This window comes from Snodgrassella sp. B3837 (assembly GCF_026535955.1).
Taxonomy (GTDB): Bacteria; Pseudomonadota; Gammaproteobacteria; order Burkholderiales; family Neisseriaceae; genus Snodgrassella; species Snodgrassella alvi_E.
The window spans coordinates 72,642-98,010 of sequence record NZ_JAFNPI010000001.1 but is presented as its reverse complement, the minus strand read 5'-3'; the positions used below and the strand labels follow the sequence as shown (position 1 = coordinate 98,010).

Below are 25,369 nucleotides of genomic sequence, written 5' to 3'. Positions count from 1 at the left end.
ATGTAACGCTTAATCCTCAGGATATCATTAATAAAATTACATTTATCCAGAATGGTGATGATAATGATAATATCATTACCGTATAAATATGGAAATAATCTTATCAACAGAGGTAAAGGAAAAGATAGCTTTACGTCAATGGAGTAATGATACTTTAATCGGTGGTACATGCAATGATTATATGGAAGGTGACTATGGTAACGATACTTATGTTTTTGCCAAAGTTCATGGCCAAGATATCATTAATGATATTCAAGGTACTGCCGATACTATTCAATTTGCCGATGTTGATTTCGAAGAGGAATCTCTTACTAAGATAGCTTATTTCAATTAGAGAAATTCAAAGAAGAGAAGATATGCAATAAACAGGCATCACAATTATTGTGAGGCCTGTTTTTATATGAAAAACAAAATCCTTCAAATCTTTCACTATTGATTTAAATAGCTTTGTTATTTTTTCGCGGTGACCTGCCCTATGCGTTCATAAGCTTATCTTCAGATAAACCAGTCCATGCACACTTCTACCAAAAATACTCACACTATAAAAGCCAAAGGATAAACACATAACTAGATGTATTCATTGGGGAACCAATCTGCCTAAATCCTTAATTAGCCTTTTAAATGTTAAATTATAAACAATATTTTATATTTGTTTTTTTATAACAAAAATTTCATAAATATTCTATCCAGAAAAAAAATTTGGATAATAGAATCATTAAACTATTGAAAAATCCCATTTGCAGAACTTATGTTAACTATGTTAATTTATGGGATATATTCATTAATTTATCATTTACTACAGAGACAGAATATAAAGCTTATGAAAAATTATAGTTTGCAGAAATTACCAAGAGTGCCATAAAAAACTTTACATAATTTTTTGGTTAATATAAGTGAACAATTCAAAGAAATTTAACTTAAATATTGAAATTAAAATTGGCATCACTTTTATTAAATTTCTCTTTATCACTTCTTTCAACCTACAAAATGAGCATAAGAATGAATAAAACTGTTAAAAATATCCAAACTGGGAATGACTGGGCTAAAGATCGCTATTTTTTTCAGCCAGGTCACGGACAAAGCATCGTAAGAGACAAAGGCAACGAATATGACAAAGCCCAATACAATGATCTAATTTTTACTCGAGCCTGTGCAAGCAATGCCACATTCAGCCGTTCTGGTAACGATTTAATCATCAAAGCTTACGGACCGGCAGATTATGTAATATTGCCTGATTACTTCAACCCCAATAACGCTTACAGCCGCGCATTCAACTTTGTCTTTGCCGACAAAACTTTAAGCAGGAATGACATAGCCGCCATGACTTTTATGCTTAATGGCACCAATAATGATGATTTACTTTATGGTTGGGAAAGCAACGACATTATTAATGGTGGAGCTGGTAACGACACCATCTATGGTGGCAACGGCAATGATACCCTGAACGGTGACTCTGGAAATGATCATCTATACGGTGGCTATGGCAACGATATCCTCAATGGTGGTGATGGTGACGACTATCTGGAAGGTGAGCATGGAGACAACATGCTGGTTGGTGGAAATGGTAACGATATCCTGATAGGAAGTGATGATGGCTACAATGTTCTTATCGGCGGTACTGGTAACGATATACTGGCTGGAGGAGACGGCAAAGACCTCTATATTTTTCAAGCCGGCCATGGGCGGGATGTAATTAACGATAAAAGCAGCCAAACAGATGTAAGCAGTATTAATGATGTTAAATTTGAAAAGGCTTACGTAAAAAATGCCCTATTCACCCGCTCAGGAAATAATTTAATTATTGAAGCTTATGGTGGCAATGATTCAGTGACTTTAACCGATTATTTCTGCCCCGATAGTCCGCAAAAGCGTGCCTTTAATTTTATATTCGAAGACAAAACACTTACTGTTAAAGACATTGCCCAAATGACCTTTGTGATAAACGGTACTTGGATTGATGACATTATTACAGGCTGGGACAGTAAAGACATTATCAGTGGCTGGCTGGGAAATGACACGATTTACGGCGGAAAGGGTGACGATATACTCTATGGAGATGCCGGTGATGACTGGCTGTATGGCGAAGAAGATAACGACACTCTTAATGGTGGCGATGGAAATGATCATCTGTATGGTGGTAATGGTCAAGACGTGCTTAATGGCGGCAGCGGTAATGATTTTCTGGATGGAGGAAATGGTAAGGATTTCTATATTTTCCAGTCCGGTCATGGACAAGATACCATTCAGGATAATAGTACAGACACTGACAAAACCCAGTTTAACGATGTTATTTTCGAAAATGCTTGTTCTACTGATGCCAAATTCAGCCGCTCAGGTAATAATCTGATTATTAAAGCCTATGGTGATAAGGATTCTGTTACCTTCACAGATTTCTTTAATTCAGATAATCAATACAGCCGCTCGTTTAATTTTGTCTTTTCTGATAAAACATTAAGTATCAATGATATTGCTGCTATGACATTTACAATCGATGGCACCAATGGAGACGATATACTTAAGGGATGGGACAGCAACGATATCATTAACGGCGGATTGGGAAATGATATTATTTATGGCGGTAATGGCAACGATATTCTTAATGGAGACGATGGAAACGATAAACTCTATGGAGAAAATGGTAACGACTATTTAAGCGGTGGAGCCGGTGACGATTATCTTGATGGTGGCAATGGTAACGACATACTTATAGGTGGAAATGGCAATGATATCTTAATAGGAGGACATGGTTATGACATTTTGAACGGTGGAGCAGGAAATGACATTCTAAGTGGTGGGGACTGGGAAAAAGACCGATATATCTTTCAGGCCGGCCATGGTCAGGATATCATCAATGATTTAGGTTCAAGTACGGATAAAGAGCAATACAACGATGTTGTATTTGAAAATGCCTATATTCAAAATGTGATTTTTAGCCGCTCAGGCAATGATCTTATCATTAGAGCTTATGGTGGCAATGATTCTGTTACTTTAAGCAATTTTTTTAGCCAAAGTAATACCGGCTATCGTGCTTACAATTTTGTTTTTGCCGACATAACTTTGCCAGCAGATATCATCAATAATATAAACATTTCGACAAACGGTACCGACGGTGATGATGTATTACATGGGTGGGAAGGTAACGACATCATCAACGGTAAAGCGGGAAATGATATCCTTTTTGGGGGAAGTGGTAACGACATACTGAATGGTGATGCCGGTAATGACAAACTCTATGGAGAAGATGGCAACGATATTCTGAATGGTGGTGATGGAGATGATTACCTTGATGGCGGTAATGGGGACGATATTCTTATCGGCGGTAGCGGTAACGATATCCTGATAGGTGGCAATGGCTATGATGTACTAATTGGCGGTACTGGCAATGACATTCTTTCAGGTGAAGAAGGCAAAGACCTGTATATCTTCCAGGCTGGTCATGGACAGGATACTATATATGACAAAAGCCAATCTACAGAAAAATGCCAGTTTAACGATATAAAATTTGAAAAAGCATTATCTTCGAATGCTGTATTTAGCCGCACAGGAAATAATTTAATTATTAAGGCTTATGGAAGTAATGATTCTGTTACTTTGACTGATTTTTTCGACCGCGAAAACCCCTATACCCGTGCATTCAACTTTATTTTCGAAGATAAAACATTCACCGTCGATGATATTGCTAAAATGACATTCATAATTGAAGGTACCAATGCAGATGATGTGCTCAATGGATGGGACAGCAACGACATCATCAATGGCCGAAAAGGCAATGATGTTATTTACGGAGGTAAAGGCAACGATATTCTCTATGGGAATGAAGGTCATGACACAATTTACGGAGAAGAAGGTGATGACAATATTATTGGCGGTAGTGGCAATGATATCCTTCTAGGCGGTGGCGGGAATGATTCACTCTTGGGTGAAGAAGGCTACGATATACTGAATGGAGGTGCAGGTAATGATTATCTCTATGGTGGCAATTTTGAAAGAGATATGTATGTTTTCAATGCCGGCCACGGACAAGATGTAGTCAGCGATATGGCTGCAAATTCCCAACAAGGTGATATTCTGGCTTTCAAAGACTATAAAAGTAATGAATTGTGGTTTAGTCATAACGGCAATGATTTAATTATCAGCCATCTAGGCACTACAGATCAGGTGACAGTTAAAAACTGGTATCTCACTGATTACTGTCGCCAATACTGCATCACCACGGCTGATGGTAAAGAAATATTTGCCTCACAAATTCAGCAATTAGTGAATGCCATGTCATCCTTTAGTTCTGATTCGCAAAACATTCCATCAATAGATGAACAAAAGATGCTATTCAATCAGCAGGCAATCATTTCATCATACTGGGGAAATTAAATTTAAATTTTTAATACCGATTTAATATTTAATAAAAGGAATCCACCACGGGATTCCTTTTTATTTTTCCGAAAAATTATTTTAAATAAGCAAACATATAATTTAAAAATAAAACCGGCTAAGTATAAATACAGAGCCAGTTTTACTTTACAAACTGAGATGTGTGTCCATCCCAAACAAATATAAATTGTTATAGGTGCATACCAGTTAGACGAGCAGTATCCTGAGCAATCATCAGCTCTTCATTGGTTGGAATCACCATCACAGATGCTTTACTATCTGCTGTGCTGATTACACCTGGCGTACCAAAGCAAGCTTCCATATTGGCATCATGATCCAGAATCAGACCGAACACATTCAGATAATTCACTACTTTTTCACGCATCATGGTAGAGTTTTCACCAATACCTCCAGTAAAGACCAGCGCATCAAGACTGCCACAAGCAACCATCATGCCGCCTACATATTTAGCTAAGCGGTAAGCAAAAACATCCAAAGCCAGCTCTGCCCCTTTATGTCCATTAGCGGCTGCTTCTTCCAGCATGCGGCAATCATTGGACAGATTAGATAAACCGAGCAATCCGCTTTCCTTGTTCAGCATTTCAGTAATCTGTTCGATGCTCATTTTGGCATTAGCAGCTAAGAATGAAAAAATACTTGGATCAATGTCACCACAACGGGTACCCATTACGAGCCCTTCCAGCGGAGTCAGACCCATGCTGGTATCCTGTGAACGGCCATTTTTCACAGCTGTAATGGATGCACCATTGCCCAGATGAGCAATAACCATACTCATTTCATTGATATCACGCTTTAAAAAAGCAGCGGTTTCCTGTGCCACATAGCGATAGCTGGTACCATGAGCACCATAACGGCGCACACCATAACGAGTATATAGGGTGGATGGAACAGCATAGTGATAGGCATGTGGAGGCATAGTCTGATGAAATGCAGTATCAAACACCGCTACCTGCGGTAAGTCCGGAAATGCCTGCTGAGCAGCCTGAATACCCAGAATATGAGCCGGATTGTGTAATGGAGCCAACACAATACAGGCTTCGATATCTCGCATTACTTCAGGAGTAATCACTGTGGACTGAGTAAAACGTTCGCCACCATGAACCACACGGTGACCAATCGCTTTTACGCGGTCGTACAGTCCTAAATCTTTCAGCTGTTCCAGCAAAGCCATAACAGCAGCTACATGGTCATGACTACCTGTCAAAGCGTGTTTGTGTTTTTCACCATTTATTTTAAAAGTAATGAAAGCATCAGTATTGCCTACTTTTTCAGCCAGACAGCTCATTAAAACTTCTTTTTCGGCCACATCCATTACTGCAGCTTTCACGGAAGAACTGCCGCAATTAAGTACCAATACTAAATCTTGCTCACTCATGTTGTTGTCCTGTTTATTTTATTACTCAGTTTCAAAAAGAAAGTTCATTCTTTTTTTGATTAACGGGCAAACAGCGTTCGTGCACCTGTAAAACGCTGGCTGAAATAGGGTTGATCCAGTCTGGCCGTACGAATCACACCGTTACTGGAAGGAGCATGAATAAATTCACCGTTACCGATATACAACCCCATATGAGAATACGTCTGACCCGAAGTATTGAAAAAAACCAAATCCCCGACCTCCAGATCGCGCGTACGAATTGGAGCAGAAACAGCGGCTATATCTCGAGCAGTACGGGGTAGCCTTACTTGCAAAGCTTGCTGGTAAACATATTGCACCATACCACTACAATCAAAACCATTATCACGGGTACTACCACCATATCGGTACGGGGTGCCTATCAGACTCAGGCTTTGCAGCATTAATTCCTGGCTGCCTGCCCGGTGGCTGATTTTAGTAATCCGGATAGGAGCCAGATGGTGCTGACTGGCAATCTGAACTCCTTTTCGTTTTCCAGTACCACAGGCCGAAAGAAACAGAATCAGCGCGCCTAAAACGGCACGCCGCTGTGCATTACATGCCATCATTCATTGATACCCTGTGTGATTAACTGATTCATCCCTACTACGGAAATATAACATGAGTTGGTAATAATTTCTCTAAGCAAAAAGGCTTAACTGATTATCATTACAATACCTAACCTTGTCGTACAAAACCCACAAAAGAGCTAACAAAGCCTGATTTAAACGCCCTTGCCGACTTTTATTTTCTTGACAGTAGCTTTGCGCAAGAATAGAGTAGATACACTAATTTGTAAAAACCAGCTGAGAAACAGACGCCTGTCCGCTTTTTCAGCCGCAATTATAACACTTTAGTAGTAATGACACTCATCGGGCATCAAGAGACAGGAAGCAGCATGCAGGACTTTGCACCACTCATTATTCGCAATCATCATCTCATTCCGATAGTACAGGGAGGGATGGGCGTAGGTATTTCCGCGTCCAAACTAGCCAGTGCCGTAGCACGTGAAAATGGTGTTGGTACCATTGCAAGTGTAGATTTGCGTCATCTTCATCCCGATTTACTGGAACAATCTAAAGAAAATCCCACCCAGGAAAAATACGATTCCCTCAACCGGATTGCTTTAGACCGAGAAATCAAAGCTGCCTTGGCACAGTCAGAAGGACGAGGCATGATTGCCGTAAATGTCATGAAAGCGGTAAAAGACCATCAGGCAATGGTACAACAAGCCTGTGAATCCGGTGCTCATGCAATTGTAATGGGTGCAGGCTTGCCATTAGATTTACCTGATATGACCGAAAATTTTCCTGACGTTGCTCTTTTGCCGATTTTGTCCGAATCCCGTGGTATCGCCATTGTCCTCAAACGCTGGATGAAAAAAAACCGGCTTCCGGATGCAATTGTAATTGAGCACCCAGCACATGCAGCCGGTCATCTTGGAGCTGCCACAGTAGCTGGAGTCAATGATGAACGTTTTGAATTCAAACGAGTTTTAACCGAAACATTTGAATTATTTAAAAAACTGGATTTAGAGCGGGAAAAAATCCCTTTAATCATCGCTGGTGGGATGGCCAACTTTCAGAAAATCTCCACCGCCCTGAAAGAATGGGGTGCTGCCGCCGTACAGATAGGTACAGCCTTTGCCGTTACGCAGGAAGGTGATGCACATATCAATTTCAAAAAAACACTGGCTGGTGCTGAAGGTGAACAAATTGTTGAGTTCATGTCTGTCGCCGGTTTACCAGCGCGCGGTGTCAAAACTAAATTTCTAGACAGCTACTTGAAACGAGAAAGTGTTTTGCAGGCCAATGCCAAAGCCGATCCACGACGCTGTACACAAGGTATTAATTGTTTATCTGTATGTGGACTACGTGATGGACTGGAAAAAGTCGGCCAATTTTGTATTGACTTAAAGTTGGCTGCAGCTTGGCGCGGTGAAACTGACAAAGGTTTGTTTTTCCGCGGTAAAGATCCTTTACCTTTTGGCAATGCTATGCGTACGGTTAAAGAAACCATTGACTATTTATTAACCGGACATATACAGGCTGAACAAAAATCTGCCTGAGTGTTCATTTTGTTCATTAAGCCACTTAATATGTGGCTTTTTATTTATTCATTAGTTTTATACACACTTAATACGCTTAAGTCTGCCAGCAACTGATATAAGCGCAGTAATAAAAATTACAACTTACTGCTGCGGTAAACAGATTGGTGGTAGTATCAAAGTATAGAAAATTTGATGCATATACCACTATGAATCCAAAACTAGAATTATTACAACCCTATCCTTTTGCCCGCCTGCGTAAATTAACGGATGGATTAGAACCGCCAGCCAATCTAAAACCTATATCCTTACATATTGGCGAACCAAAGCATCCCACCCCTGCAGTGCTTACGGACGCATTGCAGCAACATCTGGACGGATTTGCTGTATATCCCCTTACGGCGGGGATACCTGAATTAAAAGAAGCCTGCGCCCAGTGGCTAAACCGCCGATATGATGGTTTAAGTGTCAATGCTGAAAGTGAAGTGCTGCCAGTTTTAGGTAGTAGAGAGGCATTATTTGCTTTTACCCAAACCATTATAGATACAAGCAGCGAGTATAAACCTGTCGTAATTAGCCCTAATCCGTTTTATCAGATATATGAAGGAGCTGCTTTACTGGCTGGCGCACGAGTAGAATATGTCAATTGTCGGGCACCACACTTCATGCCCCAATGGGAGGAAATTGATAGCAACACATGGTCAAAAGTGCAGTTGGTATTCGTTTGTTCACCAGGCAATCCAAGCGGTGCCGTCATGAATCTAGAAGAATGGCAGAAATTATTTGCACTACAAGTCAAATATGGCTTTGTTATTGCTTCAGATGAATGTTATTCAGAAATTTACTTTGATGATAACAATAAACCCTTAGGAGCTTTGCAAGCTGCAACACAATCGGGACGAACATTTGATAATTTAATTATGTTCACCAGCCTATCCAAACGCTCTAATGCACCAGGATTGCGTTCGGGCTTTGTAGCTGGCGACAGCAAACTCTTGTCCAGCTTTTTACTATACCGTACCTATCATGGTAGTGCCATGAGTTTACCAGTACAGTACGCCAGTATCGCTGCATGGAATGATGAACAGCATGTAATCGAAAACCGACAACTGTACCGAGAAAAATTCGATAAAGTCTTACCAATTTTACAGCGCAAATTCGCTATCCACAAACCTGATGCCTCTTTTTATTTGTGGTTATCAGTACCCGACTGCGATGATTTAGCCTTTACTCAAAAATTATGGCAAAAGGCTGCAATCAGGGTATTACCGGGTCGCTATCTTGCACGCAATACACCTCATGGCAACGCTGGTGCCGGTTATGTCCGCATTGCATTGGTTTCCAGTGTAGAAGAATGCATTGAGGCAGCTAATCGAATGGTTAATTTGTCTTTCTAACAACATCTTTAAACAAATAATTAATAACATAAAACCAGAAATGCATGTATTGAATACAAATATTTCTGGTTTTAATTTTATAATGCTATAGCAATTATTCTACATTCTGTACCTGTTCACGCATTTGTTCAATCAGCACTTTCAGCCCTACTGAAGCCTGAGTACATTCAATGGCAATGGCTTTACTACCCAGCGTATTCGCTTCACGGTTTAGTTCCTGCATCAGAAAGTCTAGACGCTTACCTACACTACCATTATGCTCCTGCAGAAGACGTCTTGTTTCAGCGATATGTGTATTCAGCCGATTCAGCTCTTCATCCACATCAGCCTTTTGCATAAACAGTACAAATTCTTGTTTCAGACGTTCCGCATCTACCTGTGCCACAGCTTCGCGTAAGCGTGTTTCGGACTTATTCATATAATCCTGCAACAATTGAGGAAACAGCTGCTGTATTGCAGCCACAATATCGCTCATATCATTTAGCCTGTTCAACAGATGCTGTTGCAGTTTCTCTCCTTCTCGAGCCCTTGCAGCCTTAAGTTCGGATAATACTTGCTTGAGCAATGTCTGCACACCATTTAATAAGACATCATCATCCTCTGAAGTGGCCATAAGCACACCAGGGAAATGAAGAATATCGGCCACTGTTAACTTACCCAAATCCTTATGCTGGCGACGCAACTGATGATTAAATGCAGCCAGCTGCTCTACCAATTGATGATTGATAGGCAGACTTTCTGTATTCTGATTAGGTAATGCCTGAATCTGTATGCGGCATTCCAGTTTCCCACGAGCCACTTCCGCACTGATTAATTCACGCATCTGTCCTTCAAAAGGACGTAATTCCTCTGGTACTTTAAACTGAATGTCTAGATAACGATGATTTACAGCCCTAAGCTCAATGTTGATTTGACGACTACCAAATTGTCCTGAACCGTTTGCATAGCCAGTCATACTGTATAACATATTATTTTCCTTAAAACGTTTTTTCCTGCCTGCTATTATTCAAACTGGCAATTAAATCAAGTATAACGAAATCCGCTTAATTCTTAAAAGACCTAATTAGTATGATGAACAGCATACAAGTAATATAATATTTGCTTTATCACTCTTTCCTGTCCTGCCAGCATGAAAACCAATACAGTACCTAACCGCACCATCCGTGCAAACGATGAACCGCGTCAACTGACGATTGTTCCGCATTTTTTGCCTCATGCTGATGGTTCCGTACTTATCAGCTGCGGTAATACCAAAGTTATCTGCACAGCCACCATCGATGAAAATGTACCTCCTTTTTTGAAAGAAAGCGGACGTGGCTGGGTGACTGCAGAATATGGCATGCTGCCCGCTTCTGCCAACGGGCGCATGCGCCGTGAAGCAGTAGCTGGTAAACAGACTGGTCGAACACAGGAAATCCAGCGCCTGATTGGCCGTTCCTTACGGGCAGTAGTAGACATGAAAAAGCTGGGCAGCCGCCAAATACTGATTGATTGTGATGTAATTCAGGCTGATGGAGGTACCCGGACCGCTAGCATAAGTGGTGCTTTCGTCGCGATGTCTCTGGCTATAAGCAAACTGCTTAACCAAGGCGTCATCATAGAAAATCCCATCCGTGAAGCAGTTGCCGCTATTTCTGTTGGTATGCTTGACAACACATTGTTACTTGACCTGGATTATCCAGAAGATTCAAACTGCGATGCTGACATCAACATTGTTATGACTGCATCAGAACAATTAGTGGAAATTCAGGGTACCGCAGAGGGTGCCACATTTAGTATCCAGCAGTTGAATCAATTAATCAGTCTGGCACAAAAAGGCATTCGTTCTATTCTTGCTGCTCAGCAGCAAGCATTAAAAGCCTATTAATTCAAACAAATACAACTAACTATTATCTAAATTTAAAGATAATTTAAAACAAGCCGCTTGAATCTGACAAAATACTGATTCAGCGGCTTGTTTTTACATGATAAAAATGCTACAAAGAACGCCCTGACTGGATAAATAAGCAGATAGTGTTTACACAGTCTCTCCTTTTTTGACAATAAAACAACTCAGAAAGCAAGCAGTATTATGGCGTTAATCGTACAGAAATACGGCGGTACCTCAGTAGGTTCAGTAGAACGCATTAAAAACGTAGCGCGTCGGGTAGCACAGGCCAAAGCCAATGGTGATGATGTTGTCGTAGTGGTTTCCGCAATGAGTGGCGAAACCAATCGTTTAGTTGCACTGGCTCATGAAATACAGGAAAAACCCAATCCACGTGAAATGGATGTTGTACTTTCAACCGGAGAGCAAGTTACGATCGGCCTTCTAGCCATGGCTTTACACAGCATTGGAGTAGATGCCAAAAGCTATACCGGCTGGCAGGTAGCGGTAAAAACCGATTGCGCTCACACCAAAGCCAGAATCGATGCAATTGACGAAATTCGCATTCGTAGCGATCTGAATGCAGGTAAGGTTGTCATCATAGCAGGCTTTCAGGGTGTAAACGCGAACAACGACATCACTACGCTAGGCAGAGGCGGTTCTGATACCTCAGCTGTGGCTCTGGCCGCAGCATTGAAAGCAGACGAATGCCAGATATATACCGATGTAGACGGCGTCTACACAACCGACCCGCGGGTCGTACCAGAAGCACGGCGTCTAGAAACCATTTCATTTGAAGAAATGCTAGAACTGGCTAGTTTGGGGAGCAAGGTTTTGCAAATCCGTTCGGTAGAATTTGCCGGCAAATACAAAGTGCGGCTGCGCGTCTTAAGCAGTTTGGAAAACAGTGGCAAAGGTACTTTAATAACGTTTGAAGAGGATCAAGATATGATGGAACATGCGGCAGTATCCGGTATTGCTTTTGATAAAAATCAGGCACGAATTAATGTGCGTGGTGTGCCGGATACACCGGGAATGGCTTCTCAGATACTCGGTGCCGTAGCCGATGCCAATATTGAAGTAGACATGATTATCCAGAATGTAGGTTCTGCAGGCACCACAGATTTCTCTTTCACCGTACCACGTAGCGATTATCAAAATACATTGGATATTCTGCATGAAGTGCAGAAAACTATCGGTGCCCGCGAAGTTTGCGGCGATGATACCGTATGCAAAGTTTCCATTGTTGGCATGGGCATGCGTTCACATGTAGGCATTGCCTCCACCATGTTCCGCACATTAGCGAAAGAAAACATCAATATCCAAATGATTTCTACTTCTGAAATCAAAGTATCCGTGTTAATTGATGAAAAATATCTGGAGCTGGCTACGCGCGTGCTGCATCAAGTATTTGAGCTTGATAAAGAACCATCCCAAAGAAGTTAAAACATCTATTTAATTCTTGTAAAGTTCACAAACGGCCGGCCGAGTCACATCAGTCGGCCTTTAATTATTGTACAATGGCAGCTATTTGTTTAAATTATTGCTGCATCCATGTCCCATACACCAAAACACGAATACGAAAACAACAAGCTGGTCAAACGGCTCCGTCATCAGGTTGGTGCTGCTATCAATGATTTTCAGATGATTGCAGACGGCGACAAAATCATGGTTTGCCTCTCTGGTGGCAAGGATAGCTATGCATTGCTGGATATCCTGCTGCGATTACAGAAATCCGCTCCTGTACGGTTTGAGATTCTGGCCGTTAATCTGGATCAGAAGCAACCAGGCTTTCCAGCGCATATTTTGCCGAATTATCTGAGCAGTCTGGATGTCCCGTTTAAAATCATTGAAGAAGATACATATAGTGTTGTCAAACGCGTGATCAATGAAGGTAAAACCACCTGCGGGCTGTGTAGCCGTTTACGGCGCGGCATTCTGTACCGAGTAGCAAAAGAAAATGGCTGTACCAAAATCGCTTTAGGTCACCATCGCGACGACATTTTGGAAACCCTGTTTCTTAATATGTTCTATGGTGGCAAGCTTAAAGCCATGCCTCCCAAACTGTTATCAGATAATGGCGAGCACATCATCATCCGTCCTCTGGCTTATGTTAAAGAAAAAGACCTCATTCGCTTTGCACAAATCCAGAATTTCCCCATTATTCCATGCAATCTTTGTGGCTCTCAGCCCAATCTGCAAAGACAGGTAATTAAAGATATGCTGCAACAGTGGGATAAAACATTTCCCGGACGGATTGAATCCATGTTTTCCGCCTTGCAGAACGTCATACCCTCTCATTTGGCAGACACTCAGTTATTTAACTTCGTAGCGTTGCAACAAGGACAAAAACTGCCACATGGTGGCGATACAGCTTTTGACCGTGAATATTATCCAACTACACCAACGCTGGCACAGACCGGCGAATTTACACAGCTTGCAACCACAGTAAAACCTATTATTAACATTTTAGATTCCCGACATTAAGCCCCTATGAATCAATCAAGAAAAAAATTAACTCCCGCAAAAGCCATGGTCGCCGCCATTAGTGGCTACGCCATGGATGGTTTCGACCTATTGATACTGGGTTTTATGCTCAGCGCCATTAGCACAGACCTTGGTCTCAACGCTTCTCAGGCCGGTTCTCTCGTCACATGGACCCTAATTGGCTCAGTTGTTGGCGGCATTGTATTTGGTCACCTAAGCGACCGATTCGGCCGTGTGCGCATGCTCTCACTGACTATTCTTATGTTTGCCGTATTCACTGGCCTATGCGCCATTGCACAGGGCTACTATGATCTGCTGATATATCGAGCACTAGCTGGCATGGGCCTAGGCGGTGAATTCGGTATCGGCATGGCCATGATTGCAGAAGTCTGGCCAGCAGCAAAGCGCAATCGTGCCTCAGCATTTGTCGGCATAGGCTGGCAGCTCGGCGTACTGGCTGCCGCATTCATTACCCCATTCTTGCTCAGCATTATTGGCTGGCGCGGTATGTTCCTAGTCGGATTGTTTCCTGCTGTGGCCTCCTACTTCATCCGTCACGATACCAGCGAACCAGAGCAGTTTACCCGTGAACACAAAGCCAAAGGTGAGCTGTCCTTTTCAGGTCGCCTGTGTTTACTGATCAAAGACCGTCAGACGGCCAAAACCAGCCTTGGCATCTTCATTCTCTGTGCAGTACAAAATTTTGGCTACTACGGTTTAATGATATGGATGCCCAGCTATCTGGCCAACAAACTGGGCTTCAGCCTCACTGCATCCGGTAATTGGACAGCAGTCACCGTAATCGGAATGATTATCGGCATCTGGCTATTTGGATTTCTCGCCGACCATTTTGCACGCTGGAAAATTTTTCTGATTTACCAAATAGGTGCCTTTATTATGGTGGCACAGTATGCCCAATTACAGGATCCTGCCGCCCTGCTAATCTGTGGAGCAATAATGGGATTGTTTGTTAATGGCATGATTGGTGGTTATGGCGCCCTCATATCCGATAATTTCCCACCACATGTACGCGCCACAGCTCAGAACGTCCTCTTCAACCTTGGTCGCGGAGTTGGCGGTTTTGGACCACTTGTTATAGGTTTTTTTGTAAAAGAATGGTCTTTCTATGCCGCCTTGTGCTTACTAGCGTCCATCTATCTGTTAGACATCATTGCAACCCTGTGGCTGATACCTAAACACAACCAAACCCCATCCAAAGACGACAGCCTTGGCGTAATAGGCTGATAAACCAGCCTGACTGATTAATTTTTCCATCAGTGCAGTGGTACAATACCCTGCACTGATTTTTTAGCCATTATTCAACAAATAAACATGACCACACTAAACAAAATTATTCTCTTTACTGACAAAGACGGCTTTGCCCGTTTTAAGGAAGAAAAAATCGAATTAAGCGAAGGCAATGAAAAAAGCCGCTTATCCATATGGATGAATGCGGAAGGTCTACAATTACGCCAAAGTCCGGTTGGCTTTGCCAGCGACTTTCACTGTACCGGCAAACCGCAATGGCTATTTGTACTACAGGGCATCATGGAAATCGGCTTGCGTGATGGTACAACCCGCCGCTTCGGACCTGGTGAATATTTCTATTCTGCAGACACCCTACCAACAGGTGTCTCATTTGATACAAACATTCACGGACATTGCAGCCGCCTGATTGGCGATAAACCACTGATTACCGCTTTTATCCGTGACTAAATTAACAGCATAAATATCCATACAAAGGAAAATATAATATGTCAGAATCAATGCTTTTCACTCTGCCCGACGCTGAAGACAACAGCTTCAGCATCGCCGAACACCTACCCGCCGTTGTCTATTTTTATCCCAAAGACAACACCCCGGGCTGTACAACTGAGGCACAGGAATTCAGCGCCTTACTACCTCAATTCAAACAACTTGGTTACAGCGTAGTGGGCATATCCCGCGATACAGAAAAAAGTCATCACAATTTCATCTGCAAATATCAACTCAACGTCACCTTGTTATCCGATTGCGAAGAAAAGGTGTGCCGACAGTTTGACGTACTCAAAGAAAAAAACATGTATGGCAAAAAAGTATTCGGTATAGAAAGAAGCACCTTCATTCTAGATAAAAATGGCAACATTGTGCAGGAATGGCGCAAAGTCAAAGCAGCCGGCCATGCTCAGACCGTTTTAGATACCTTACAAAACCATGTCTAGTTACCTCTACCATGCCCCTTGCTGCCCGCTAATTATAGATTGCCACCCGCTGAATTACATACAAAGCATACGCTGGCAAAAAGACACAACAGAAAAAATGCCCGAATTAACCGGTTTCTGGGCACAACAGCTTGACGCTTACTTTGACGGCACCTTACACAATTTCAACCTCTCACCTTCATCCGCAGGTACTGAATTTCAGCAGCGCGTCTGGCAGGTTATCGCCTCCATACCATATGGGCAGGTAGCCACCTACGGCGATATAGCTCGCATATTGGGCAGCGCCCCCAGAGCTGTGGGGCAAGCTTGTGGCAAAAATCCTTTACCTATTGTTATTCCCTGTCACCGAGTAATTTCAGCTACTGGTCTAGGTGGATTCAGTCTGAGCAACGATAGTTTCGAACTGGGTATCAAACGCTGGCTACTTACCCATGAAAATGCCACATGGTAACCCAAGCCTTACCAGCAGAATTGCTCGAACCAATTGAATCATTACTAGAGCATTTATGGCTGAGCGAACAACTGGCTTTTAACACTCTGGAAAGCTACCGACGCGATCTAAGCAAAATAGCCCGACGCTTACATGCACAGCAACTGAACTGGTCCAACGTAGACGCGTTATCACTGGCCACTGCCCTATTTATAGATACAGAAAAGCCATCATCACAAGCGCGCGCCTTGTCAGCATGCAAACGACTGTTTAGTTGGATGCAAGAATACAATCGGCGGCAGGATTTACCCACAGAGCAACTTCAGATGCCGAAAAAAGGACAGCATCTGCCCGATATCATATCTGAAAGCCAGATAGATGCCTTGCTGGCAGCTCCAGATACTGAATCGATACATGGTTTGCGCGATAAAGCTTTACTCGAACTAATGTACGCCACCGGATTACGTGTCAGCGAAGCTGTCAACCTGCACATAAACGAAATTGATTTACAAAACGGCTTACTTAGCACCATCGGTAAAGGCAACAAGCAACGTATGGTACCTCTTGGCGAAGAAGCCACAGACTGGCTACAAAACTACTTTACACATGCCAGACCTGCCTTACTTAAAGGAAAAGCATGTGATGCCGTATTTGTCAGCCAGAAAAAAACCGCCATCAGCCGCCAGCTTGCTTGGATGATTGTAACCAAATATGCAAGCGCTGCCGGTATTCATCACCTTAGTCCGCATGGATTACGCCATGCCTTTGCCACACATCTGGTTAATCACGGAGCCGATTTGCGCGTCGTCCAGCTTCTGCTGGGACATGCAGACATAGGGACCACCCAAATCTATACTCACGTTGCCAATGAACGCTTGAAACAACTGGTACATGAGCACCACCCACGTGGCTAAAACAATTTATATTCAAGTGAAAATTTTATTTTATATAAATATCTTACCAGCCAGTCGACTAATTGCCTAATCTGAAAGAGCCGGAATCAGTTCATTTAATACATCATAATGACATCAAGAAGTAATTAGAAGCGAACTTTCAAAATCTTTTATTTAACCTGCTTACTCCAACTTTTTTTCATGCTGATCCCAAACGGACACATAATGCATCATCCAATAAAATAGCCAGCACGCATTGCATACTGGCCACACTATATTCGAACTAGCAATACCAACACCAAATAATATTAAAATAAACCTAAGCTAGATCCAATATTCACAGAATTCTGTGGCGTAGGCTGCATCGTAAATTTCGGACTTCCGGTATAGTCAAACTTGATACGATAGTCCATTTTAATTGCTAGCTTAAATTCTTTAACTTTATCCAAAGGGATTTCCATTTCAGTTCTCATCCCAGTAATACGTCCCTTAGAATCCAGATAAAAATTATATATAATCGGTGAAGAATTATTTTTCAACTGCTGAATAAAATAAGCAGCTGGTACACCAGACCTGCCATTATCATCACCAGTATAGATAGCCGTCAAACCATCAACAACATTTTGTAAAACCGCATAATCCTGTGGTTGATATTTACTATCCGATCCGGCTTTAGCAGCAGCCTGCTTCAAACTTTCAGAAATGCTTTTCAGCATAGCTATATCATACTTCAAACTCATTGCATAGTTTGAATTCAGCCTAACCTGATATTTAGCTTCCAGATTTTTACCGAATTCATCTACATCAACCTTTGTAAATGCATTTGCATCAATAGCAGCATAACCATCATCTACAGATTTAGGTAGGCTTTTAAGCAAATCTTCAACCGGTAAATGCACCAGTCGTTCTTGTGGTACTGCGACTTGCAAATATCTGTCCCCCACTACTCGAGTAGGATTTGATTGCTCATTCATAATATCTGAGATATTAGTTATCGCAGAGGCATCCACATATACTGCTAAATTATTAAAATCAATATAGGTTGGAAATTTATAAGAAACTAAAGCATTTTTGTTTTCATAGCGCAATTCCGGAATAACTTCCACACGTCCTTTCGGCATATCCACTGCACCGGTGAAAGGAATGGTAAAAGATTTACTCAATAAATTTAGTACCCTATTTAACGACTTCATTTGCTTCTTATAGAAATCTCTTTCATCTGCAACTTCTGCTTCTTCATCCGAATTCGAATCTAAATCCACGTCAAAGGCATCACTTGCTTTATGTTCAATTACATCAGAATTTTTATCAGCTATATCTGCATTAACCTGATTTGGTACATCTAGTTTAAGCGTGCCCGAAAAATTGTACTGATTGTCCTCCTTCATCATCCGCTGCATACCAGCGCGAACCATCTTATCAGGAGATTGTTCTATCTTAGAAGACCCACATGCAGATAACAATCCGCCCACTGTAAGCGCCAAAATTAATTTAGTCATTTGTAATTGCATAGTTTTCCCTTGAAAACAAAATTCAAAAAAATTTAAATACGTTAATTATTGTAAATGATATACGAAACTATACCAGCAAATCATAAATTTCATGTATGGCTAAAATCAAATATGATTTATCACCATATAATCAATTACAAACAAACCTATCTGTAATTATATTTAATAAATACCTAATAAACAGCAAATTACCTGAAACATCATTTCACTTATAACTTCTGACTACATTAAACAATGACATCAATACACACCTTGTCCCCTTATTTCTGATTTTCGCATACATCATATAATGGCACTTATCAATCACGATAGATTAAAAACCGACAATTGCTCATAATCATAAAAATATGACATAAAATAGTATAATTTTTTTCCGGATATAAAAAACAGACAGAAAAATCTGCCTGTTTTTTCAATAAGACATATCAGCCCATGCAATTAGAACTAACTACTCTGTAAACACTTACGCCAGCGAGCCACCTGTGCCCGAACCTGCACAGGTGCTGTACCACCTATATGATTACGAGCATTCAAACTGCCTTCCGGCGATAATACCAGATAAACATCTTCCTCAATCAAACCAGAGAAAGACTGCAGCACTTCCAGAGGTAATTCGCTTAATTCTTTTTGCTGTTCTTCGGCAAGACGTACAGCACGTGCCACCACCTCATGACTGTCACGAAATGGTAAACCCTTTTTCACCAAATAATCAGCTAGATCAGTTGCCGTAGCAAAACCCTGTAAAACCGCTGCTCGAAGATTTTTAGGCTTCACACTCACACCACGCATCATATCTGCATAAATCCTCAGTGTGTCAACCAACGTATCTACCGTATCAAAAAGAGGTTCCTTGTCTTCTTGATTGTCCTTGTTATAGGCCAATGGCTGCGATTTCATCAAGGTAATCAGCCCCATCAAATGTCCGACCACCCGCGCACTTTTTCCTCGTACCAGTTCCGGTACATCCGGATTTTTCTTTTGCGGCATAATGCTCGACCCTGTACAGAAACGGTCGGCAATATCAATAAAGCCAAAGCACGGACTCATCCAATATATCAGTTCCTCACTCAGCCTCGAAAGATGCATCATAAGAATCGATGCGGCTGCAGTAAACTCAATAGCAAAATCCCGATCTGATACCGCATCCAAAGAATTTTGACATATAGCCTCAAAGCCCAGTAATCGCGCTGTCACTTCCCGATTTATCGGAAAAGTTGTCCCTGCCAGAGCGGCCGCACCCAGAGGCATCCGGTTTACTCGATGACGGCAATCTTGCATTCGCTCGCAGTCTCGTCCCAGCATCTCCACATACGCCAGCATATGATGACCAAAGCTCATAGGCTGAGCCACCTGCATATGCGTAAAGCCAGGCATCACCACCTCTGCATTTTTTTCAGCCAAATCAACCAGCGCAGACTGCAAATCATTGATAAGCAACACAATGCGGTCAATTTCTTCACGCAGCCATAAACGGATATCCGTCGCTACCTGATCATTGCGACTTCGACCGGTATGTAGACGTTTACCGGCTTCACCGACTTTCTGCGTAAGCAGATGTTCCACATTCATATGAACATCTTCCAAATCAACTGACCAGTCGATTTTACCGGCAGCAATTTCATGTAGAATTTCCCGCATACCCTGCTGAATTGCGTTCAAATCTTCCGCACTAAGCACACCAGCCTGCTGCAACATCTGCGCATGTGCCAGAGAACCCTCAATATCACATTGAGCAAGACGCTGATCAAAAGTAATCGATGCAGTGTACTGCTTTACCAGCTCACTAACCGGCTCATGAAAACGGCCCGACCAGGCTTTTTCACCCATACAACTTTCTCCACTATATTCTATAAAAACACAAAACATTGCTGACAAACTTCAACTATCAGCAACAAATTATATACACTTACAAAACAGCACCACTCCCGACAGACACAAACCTACAAAACACCTCGGGCACGATCAGCATGAAAACGCATTTGAAATTCACTAAATTTACCCGCTTCAATAGCCAGACGCATTTCTGCAGTCAGAATCTGATAATAGCGTAAATTATGAATAGTATTTAATTGAGCACCCAGAATCTCACCCACACGCTGCAAATGATGCAGATAAGCACGACTGAAATGCTGGCAAGTGTAACAATCGCAGCTTTCATCCAGCGGGCGCTGGTCATGGCGATAGATAGCATTACGGATTTTCACATCTCCAAAACGTGTAAACAGCCATCCATTACGCGCATTTCGCGTTGGCATCACACAATCAAACATATCAATACCATACGCCACACCATATACTAAATCTTCAGGTGTACCCACACCCATCAGATAGTGCGGTTTATTCGCCGGAAGTTTAGGTCCAATAGCACGTAAAATACGATACATTTCAGGTTTTGGCTCTCCCACCGAAAGACCACCTACAGAGAGACCGGGAAAACCGATTTCTTCCAAACCAGCAAGCGACTGCTCACGCAGGTCTTCATACATTCCGCCTTGCACAATACCAAACAAAGCATTCGGATTGTTCAGACGTTCAAATTCGTTTTTACTACGCTCCGCCCAGCGCAAACTCATCTGCAAAGATTTTTCTGCTTCTCCTGCATCCACATTTCCATCAGGGCACTCATCCAGCTGCATCACAATATCAGAATTCAGCACCGTCTGAATCTGCATGGATATTTCAGGTGATAAAAACAGCTTGTCGCCGTTAATAGGACTGCGGAAGGTACACCCTTCTTCTGTTAGCTTCCGCATTTGCGCCAGCGAAAACACTTGAAAACCACCTGAATCCGTCAATATCGGCCGCTTCCAACCTATAAAATCATGCAGACCACCAAAATCACGGATAACATCCAAACCCGGTCGCAGCCAAAGATGAAACGTATTACCCAGAATAATCTGCGCCTTAATTTCCTCTAGAGTACGTGGTGACATTGCCTTTACTGAACCATAAGTTCCCACCGGCATAAAAACCGGCGTCTCCACCGTACCATGATTCAATTCAAGCGTACCACGGCGCGCAAAACCATCCGTACGCTGTAAAGTAAATTTCAGCATATAACTTATTTAATATCAAAAAATATGACAGAATTTCCCATTATAGCCCAAACCTACACATTTCGCCGGGCAAGCATTGCCAAGCAAAAACCAAATCGTTAAAATAAATTCCTTAACTGAAGCGAAAGTTCATCAGAACTGACGCATTAAATTATCCTATTAATTTATAAATATAAACAAAAGCGGCCATCTGATATTCTCATTCGTAACAAACGAGACCGGTCTGTTGTTTGTGGAGTATGCATGTTAAACATTACCTTGCCAGACGGCTCAGTTCGTCAGTTTGAAGCGCCATTAAGCATTGCCGACATTGCCGCTTCCATAGGTACAGGCTTAGCCAAAGCCGCCATTGCCGGTAAAATTAATGGTAAATTGGTAGATACATGTGATCAAGTAACAGAAGATGCTCAAGTCAGCATCATTACTGCCAAAGATAAAGAAGGTGTCGAAATTATTCGTCACTCCTGTGCTCATCTGGTTGGCCATGCTGTAAAGCAACTGTACCCTGAAGCCAAAATGGTTATCGGCCCTGTAATCGAAGATGGGTTTTATTACGACATCTGGTACGAACGTCCCTTTACGCCCGAAGATATTGCAGCAATTGAAGCCCGCATGAAAGAACTGATTGCACAGAATTATGACGTAATCAAAAAAGTTACACCGCGGGATGAAGTTATCAAAGTATTCACTCAGCGGCACGAAGATTACAAACTGCGCCTGATTGAAGACATGCCTGATGAAAAAGCCATGGGTCTATATTATCATCAGGAATATGTAGACATGTGTCGCGGCCCGCATGTTCCCAACACCCGCTTTCTTAAAAACTTCAAACTCACAAAACTTTCAGGCGCCTATTGGCGTGGTGATGCTAAAAACGAACAGTTACAGCGTATTTACGGCACCGCATGGGCTACCAAGGAAGATTTGAACGCCTACATCCAGCGTATTGAAGAAGCAGAAAAACGTGACCACCGCAAACTGGCCAAACAAATGGATTTATTCCATTTGCAGGACGAAGCACCGGGTATGGTATTCTGGCATCCCAAGGGCTGGTCATTATGGCAGATAATCGAACAACACCTGCGTCGTGAACTAGCAGCTGCTGGCTATCAGGAAATCAAAACCCCAATGATTATGGATCGCAGCCTTTGGGAAAAATCCGGTCACTGGGATAACTACAAAGAAAACATGTTTATTACCGAATCGGAAAAACGTGTTTACGCAGTAAAACCCATGAACTGTCCTGGTCATATCCAAATTTTCAATCAGGGTTTACGCTCTTATCGCGACCTTCCCTTGCGTCTGGCCGAATTCGGTTCTTGTCACCGAAATGAACCTTCTGGCGCTCTACACGGCCTGATGCGCGTACGTGGCTTTACACAAGACGACGCTCATATTTTCTGTACCGAAGACCAGATAGTCAGTGAAGCCAAAGCATTCAACGAACTGGTCATGCGCATTTACCGCCAGTTTGAATTCAATGATGTATCGGTTAAATTATCCCTTCGGCCTGAAAAACGTGCCGGTTCTGATGCCATATGGGACAAAGCGGAACAGGGTTTACGCGAAGCTCTGACTGCCTGTGGCGTTACATGGGAAGAATTACCCGGTGAAGGCGCATTCTACGGCCCGAAAGTAGAATATCATATTAAAGACGCATTAGGCCGTTCGTGGCAATGTGGCACTATCCAGCTGGATTTTGTATTACCAGAACGCCTTGGTGCAGAATATGTCACCGAAGAAAACGGCCGCGCTCGACCAGTAATGCTACATCGAGCCATTTTAGGTTCATTAGAACGTTTTATTGGTATTCTGATTGAACATCATGCCGGCGCATTTCCGCTTTGGTTAGCACCGGTACAAATGGTGATTATGAATATCACTGAAGCACAGACAGAATATTGTCAACAACTTGCCACGCGATTAACCGCAGAAGGCTTCCGCGTGCATTTAGACTTGCGTAATGAGAAAATTGGATACAAAATCCGAGATAACAGTACGCAACGCCTTCCCTATCAACTGGTTATAGGCGAGAAAGAAAAACAGGACAACAAGGTTGCCGTACGCAAACGCGGCGGCGAAGATTTGGGTCAGATGGATATTGAAACATTCATTAGCCAGCTGAAACAAGAAGCCTTGTCTCTTCATTAAACGTGAATAAGGAGTACGACCATCGCTCAAGAACGCGAAGCACGCATCAACGGTGAAATCACCATTAAAGAAGTGCGTTTGATTGGTCCAACTGGCGAACAGTTGGGTGTAGTATCTACTCAGCAGGCCATGAAATTGGCTGAAGAGAACGATGTGGATCTGGTGGAAATTGCCCCTACCGCCAAACCACCCGTCTGCAAATTAATGGATTTTGGTAAATACAAATACGAACAATCCAAAAAACGCGACGAACAGCGCAAAAAACAAAAACAGGTGCAGGTAAAAGAAATCAAATTCCGCCCTGGTACTGATGAAGGTGACTATCAGATTAAAATGCGCAACATTGTTCGCTTTTTAACAGATGGCGATAAAGTAAAAGTCACGCTGCGCTTTCGTGGACGTGAAATGGCTCATCAACATTTAGGAGCAGAACTACTCAAACGCATTCAAGCTGATTTGATTGAAATCGGCACTGTTGAGCAGTTTCCAAAAATGGAAGGTCGCCAAATGGTGATGATAATCGCACCGAAAAAGAAATAATTATTAAACTCAGCCTGTCTTATAAAAACCTCATTTTACTCACCTGAAATGAGGTTTTTCATATATTGACTCAAGCAACCTAAATAATCACAACAGGACTGTGTCGGCAGAAGCATACCACAGCGATATTGTCTTAACGACGCAGATATATTATAATCCTCGTCCTTGTGCATCGCCGCTGTGTGCAAAGCAATATTCAGGCGGCAAAAACCGTGGTGTGCGGGTCAAAGTGCTGTATACAGCCACCCCTCGCCTGATCAAACAACAATGGAGTTTTCCCATGCCGAAAATGAAATCCAAATCTAGCGCAAAAAAACGCTTTAAAGTATTGGGTAACGGTGGTGTAAAACGCGCTCATGCGTTCAAACGTCACATCCTGACGAAAAAAACCACTAAAAACAAACGCCAATTGCGTGGCACCTCTTTGGTGAATGAACGCGATATGGCTTCTATCCACAAAATGTTACCCTACGCTTAAGGAGTTTGAACTATGCCTCGCGTAAAACGTGGTGTTACCGCTCGTGCACGTCATAAAAAAGTTTTAGCGTTAGCCAAAGGCTACCGCGGCCGTCGTAAAAACGTCTATCGTATTGCCAAACAGGCAGTAATGAAAGCCGGTCAGTACGCCTATCGTGACCGTCGTCAACGCAAACGTCAATTCCGCCAGTTATGGATTGTACGTATCAATGCCGCAGCACGTCAGAACGGTTTGTCTTACAGCAAATTCATGAATGGTCTGAAAAAGGCGGCTATTGTTATCGACCGCAAAGTACTGGCTGATCTGGCCGTATTTGATCAAGCTGCGTTTGCTCAGCTGGCCGCACAGGCAAAAGCTGCTTTAGCCTGATAAGCAGATTCTGGAAAAAAGGAAACTTCGGTTTCCTTTTTTTTCATTCCTGTTTTATCAAACTTTTTAATTATATTTAATCTGATAGCTTAACATTGTTTACCGCATGAATTTCGCGTTAAAATAAGCTTTTAGCAAAAAATATATTATAGTGTGTTAT

The 25,369-nt window shown here is 42.3% G+C and carries 22 protein-coding genes; 16 read left to right on the top strand and 6 right to left on the bottom strand.

Features of this window, described 5'->3' with window-relative positions; genetic code table 11:
- Window positions 1-88 precede the first annotated feature (88 nt).
- Both J3U67_RS00455 and J3U67_RS00450 read left to right on the top strand, forming a co-directional pair.
- Window positions 89-334 carry a hypothetical protein gene (locus J3U67_RS00455; protein ID WP_267391907.1) on the top strand — a complete coding sequence of 82 codons (246 nt, stop codon included), beginning with the start codon at window positions 89-91 and terminating at the stop codon, window positions 332-334.
- Between the two features lie 665 nt (window positions 335-999).
- Window positions 1,000-4,368: a calcium-binding protein gene (locus J3U67_RS00450; protein ID WP_267391908.1), complete on the top strand. Its 3,369-nt coding sequence runs from the start codon at window positions 1,000-1,002 to the stop codon at window positions 4,366-4,368.
- A 190-nt stretch (window positions 4,369-4,558) separates the two neighbouring features.
- On the opposite strand, the gene J3U67_RS00445 is transcribed toward J3U67_RS00450, so the two are convergent.
- Both J3U67_RS00445 and J3U67_RS00440 read right to left on the bottom strand, forming a co-directional pair.
- Window positions 4,559-5,764 carry an acetate kinase gene (locus J3U67_RS00445; RefSeq protein ID WP_267391909.1) on the bottom strand — a complete coding sequence of 402 codons (1,206 nt, stop codon included), beginning with the start codon at window positions 5,762-5,764 and terminating at the stop codon, window positions 4,559-4,561.
- Between the two features lie 59 nt (window positions 5,765-5,823).
- A complete protein-coding gene (locus tag J3U67_RS00440; RefSeq protein WP_267391910.1) occupies window positions 5,824-6,351 on the bottom strand; it encodes a C40 family peptidase in 528 nt (175 codons plus the stop codon).
- A gap of 329 nt (window positions 6,352-6,680) precedes the next feature.
- Between J3U67_RS00440 and J3U67_RS00435 the strand changes: the two genes are divergently transcribed.
- The gene (locus J3U67_RS00435) at window positions 6,681-7,850 is read left to right on the top strand and encodes an NAD(P)H-dependent flavin oxidoreductase (protein ID WP_267403295.1); all 1,170 of its coding nucleotides are present in this window, start codon (window positions 6,681-6,683) and stop codon (window positions 7,848-7,850) included.
- Window positions 7,851-8,038: 188 nt separating this feature from the next.
- Window positions 8,039-9,226 (top strand): succinyldiaminopimelate transaminase, encoded by a 1,188-nt coding sequence (gene dapC / locus J3U67_RS00430; protein WP_267403294.1) that lies wholly within the window; start codon window positions 8,039-8,041, stop codon window positions 9,224-9,226.
- 94 nt (window positions 9,227-9,320) lie between these two features.
- Here the strand turns inward: dapC and J3U67_RS00425 are convergent, their stop codons facing one another.
- Window positions 9,321-10,193 carry a YicC/YloC family endoribonuclease gene (locus J3U67_RS00425; RefSeq protein ID WP_267391913.1) on the bottom strand — a complete coding sequence of 291 codons (873 nt, stop codon included), beginning with the start codon at window positions 10,191-10,193 and terminating at the stop codon, window positions 9,321-9,323.
- A 162-nt stretch (window positions 10,194-10,355) separates the two neighbouring features.
- On the opposite strand from J3U67_RS00425, the gene rph reads away from it, so the two are divergent.
- From rph to xerD, 8 genes are all read left to right on the top strand, one after another.
- Window positions 10,356-11,093, top strand: coding sequence for a ribonuclease PH (gene rph, locus J3U67_RS00420; RefSeq protein WP_267403293.1), 738 nt, complete (start codon window positions 10,356-10,358; stop codon window positions 11,091-11,093).
- A gap of 204 nt (window positions 11,094-11,297) precedes the next feature.
- Complete coding sequence (locus tag J3U67_RS00415; RefSeq protein ID WP_100141252.1) at window positions 11,298-12,539, top strand: aspartate kinase; 1,242 nt, start codon at window positions 11,298-11,300, stop codon at window positions 12,537-12,539.
- A 108-nt stretch (window positions 12,540-12,647) separates the two neighbouring features.
- Window positions 12,648-13,580 carry a tRNA 2-thiocytidine(32) synthetase TtcA gene (ttcA, locus tag J3U67_RS00410; RefSeq protein WP_267391915.1) on the top strand — a complete coding sequence of 311 codons (933 nt, stop codon included), beginning with the start codon at window positions 12,648-12,650 and terminating at the stop codon, window positions 13,578-13,580.
- A 45-nt stretch (window positions 13,581-13,625) separates the two neighbouring features.
- Entirely contained in the window at window positions 13,626-14,825 is a 1,200-nt protein-coding gene (locus J3U67_RS00405) for an MFS transporter (RefSeq protein ID WP_267403292.1), read from the top strand.
- A gap of 87 nt (window positions 14,826-14,912) precedes the next feature.
- Window positions 14,913-15,296, top strand: a complete 384-nt coding sequence (locus J3U67_RS00400) for a hypothetical protein (RefSeq protein ID WP_267391917.1) — start codon at window positions 14,913-14,915, stop codon at window positions 15,294-15,296.
- A 38-nt stretch (window positions 15,297-15,334) separates the two neighbouring features.
- Window positions 15,335-15,781 (top strand): peroxiredoxin, encoded by a 447-nt coding sequence (locus J3U67_RS00395; RefSeq protein ID WP_267391918.1) that lies wholly within the window; start codon window positions 15,335-15,337, stop codon window positions 15,779-15,781.
- A gap of 97 nt (window positions 15,782-15,878) precedes the next feature.
- On the top strand, window positions 15,879-16,232 hold the full coding sequence (locus J3U67_RS00390; RefSeq protein WP_267403291.1) for a methylated-DNA--[protein]-cysteine S-methyltransferase: 354 nt from the start codon (window positions 15,879-15,881) through the stop codon (window positions 16,230-16,232).
- Window positions 16,226-17,125, top strand: a complete 900-nt coding sequence (gene xerD / locus J3U67_RS00385) for a site-specific tyrosine recombinase XerD (RefSeq protein ID WP_267403290.1) — start codon at window positions 16,226-16,228, stop codon at window positions 17,123-17,125. Before J3U67_RS00390 ends, xerD begins: the two co-directional genes overlap by 7 nt.
- A gap of 287 nt (window positions 17,126-17,412) precedes the next feature.
- Here the strand turns inward: xerD and J3U67_RS00380 are convergent, their stop codons facing one another.
- The 3 genes from J3U67_RS00380 to tgt form a co-directional block, all read right to left on the bottom strand.
- The gene (locus J3U67_RS00380; RefSeq protein ID WP_267403289.1) at window positions 17,413-18,615 is read right to left on the bottom strand and encodes a hypothetical protein; all 1,203 of its coding nucleotides are present in this window, start codon (window positions 18,613-18,615) and stop codon (window positions 17,413-17,415) included.
- A 444-nt stretch (window positions 18,616-19,059) separates the two neighbouring features.
- On the bottom strand, window positions 19,060-20,442 hold the full coding sequence (argH, locus tag J3U67_RS00375) for an argininosuccinate lyase (RefSeq protein ID WP_267403288.1): 1,383 nt from the start codon (window positions 20,440-20,442) through the stop codon (window positions 19,060-19,062).
- Between the two features lie 113 nt (window positions 20,443-20,555).
- Window positions 20,556-21,671 carry a tRNA guanosine(34) transglycosylase Tgt gene (gene tgt, locus J3U67_RS00370; RefSeq protein WP_267403287.1) on the bottom strand — a complete coding sequence of 372 codons (1,116 nt, stop codon included), beginning with the start codon at window positions 21,669-21,671 and terminating at the stop codon, window positions 20,556-20,558.
- Between the two features lie 243 nt (window positions 21,672-21,914).
- Here tgt and thrS point away from each other — a divergent pair, with 243 nt between their 5' ends.
- The 4 genes from thrS to rplT all read left to right on the top strand — a co-directional run bounded on the left by thrS (window position 21,915) and on the right by rplT (window position 25,209).
- Window positions 21,915-23,822: a threonine--tRNA ligase gene (gene thrS / locus J3U67_RS00365; protein WP_267403286.1), complete on the top strand. Its 1,908-nt coding sequence runs from the start codon at window positions 21,915-21,917 to the stop codon at window positions 23,820-23,822.
- Window positions 23,823-23,843: 21 nt separating this feature from the next.
- Entirely contained in the window at window positions 23,844-24,362 is a 519-nt protein-coding gene (gene infC, locus J3U67_RS00360; RefSeq protein WP_100141263.1) for a translation initiation factor IF-3, read from the top strand.
- A gap of 280 nt (window positions 24,363-24,642) precedes the next feature.
- A complete protein-coding gene (gene rpmI, locus J3U67_RS00355; RefSeq protein ID WP_037405875.1) occupies window positions 24,643-24,840 on the top strand; it encodes a 50S ribosomal protein L35 in 198 nt (65 codons plus the stop codon).
- A gap of 12 nt (window positions 24,841-24,852) precedes the next feature.
- Entirely contained in the window at window positions 24,853-25,209 is a 357-nt protein-coding gene (gene rplT / locus J3U67_RS00350; protein ID WP_025330521.1) for a 50S ribosomal protein L20, read from the top strand.
- Window positions 25,210-25,369: the final 160 nt, after the last annotated feature.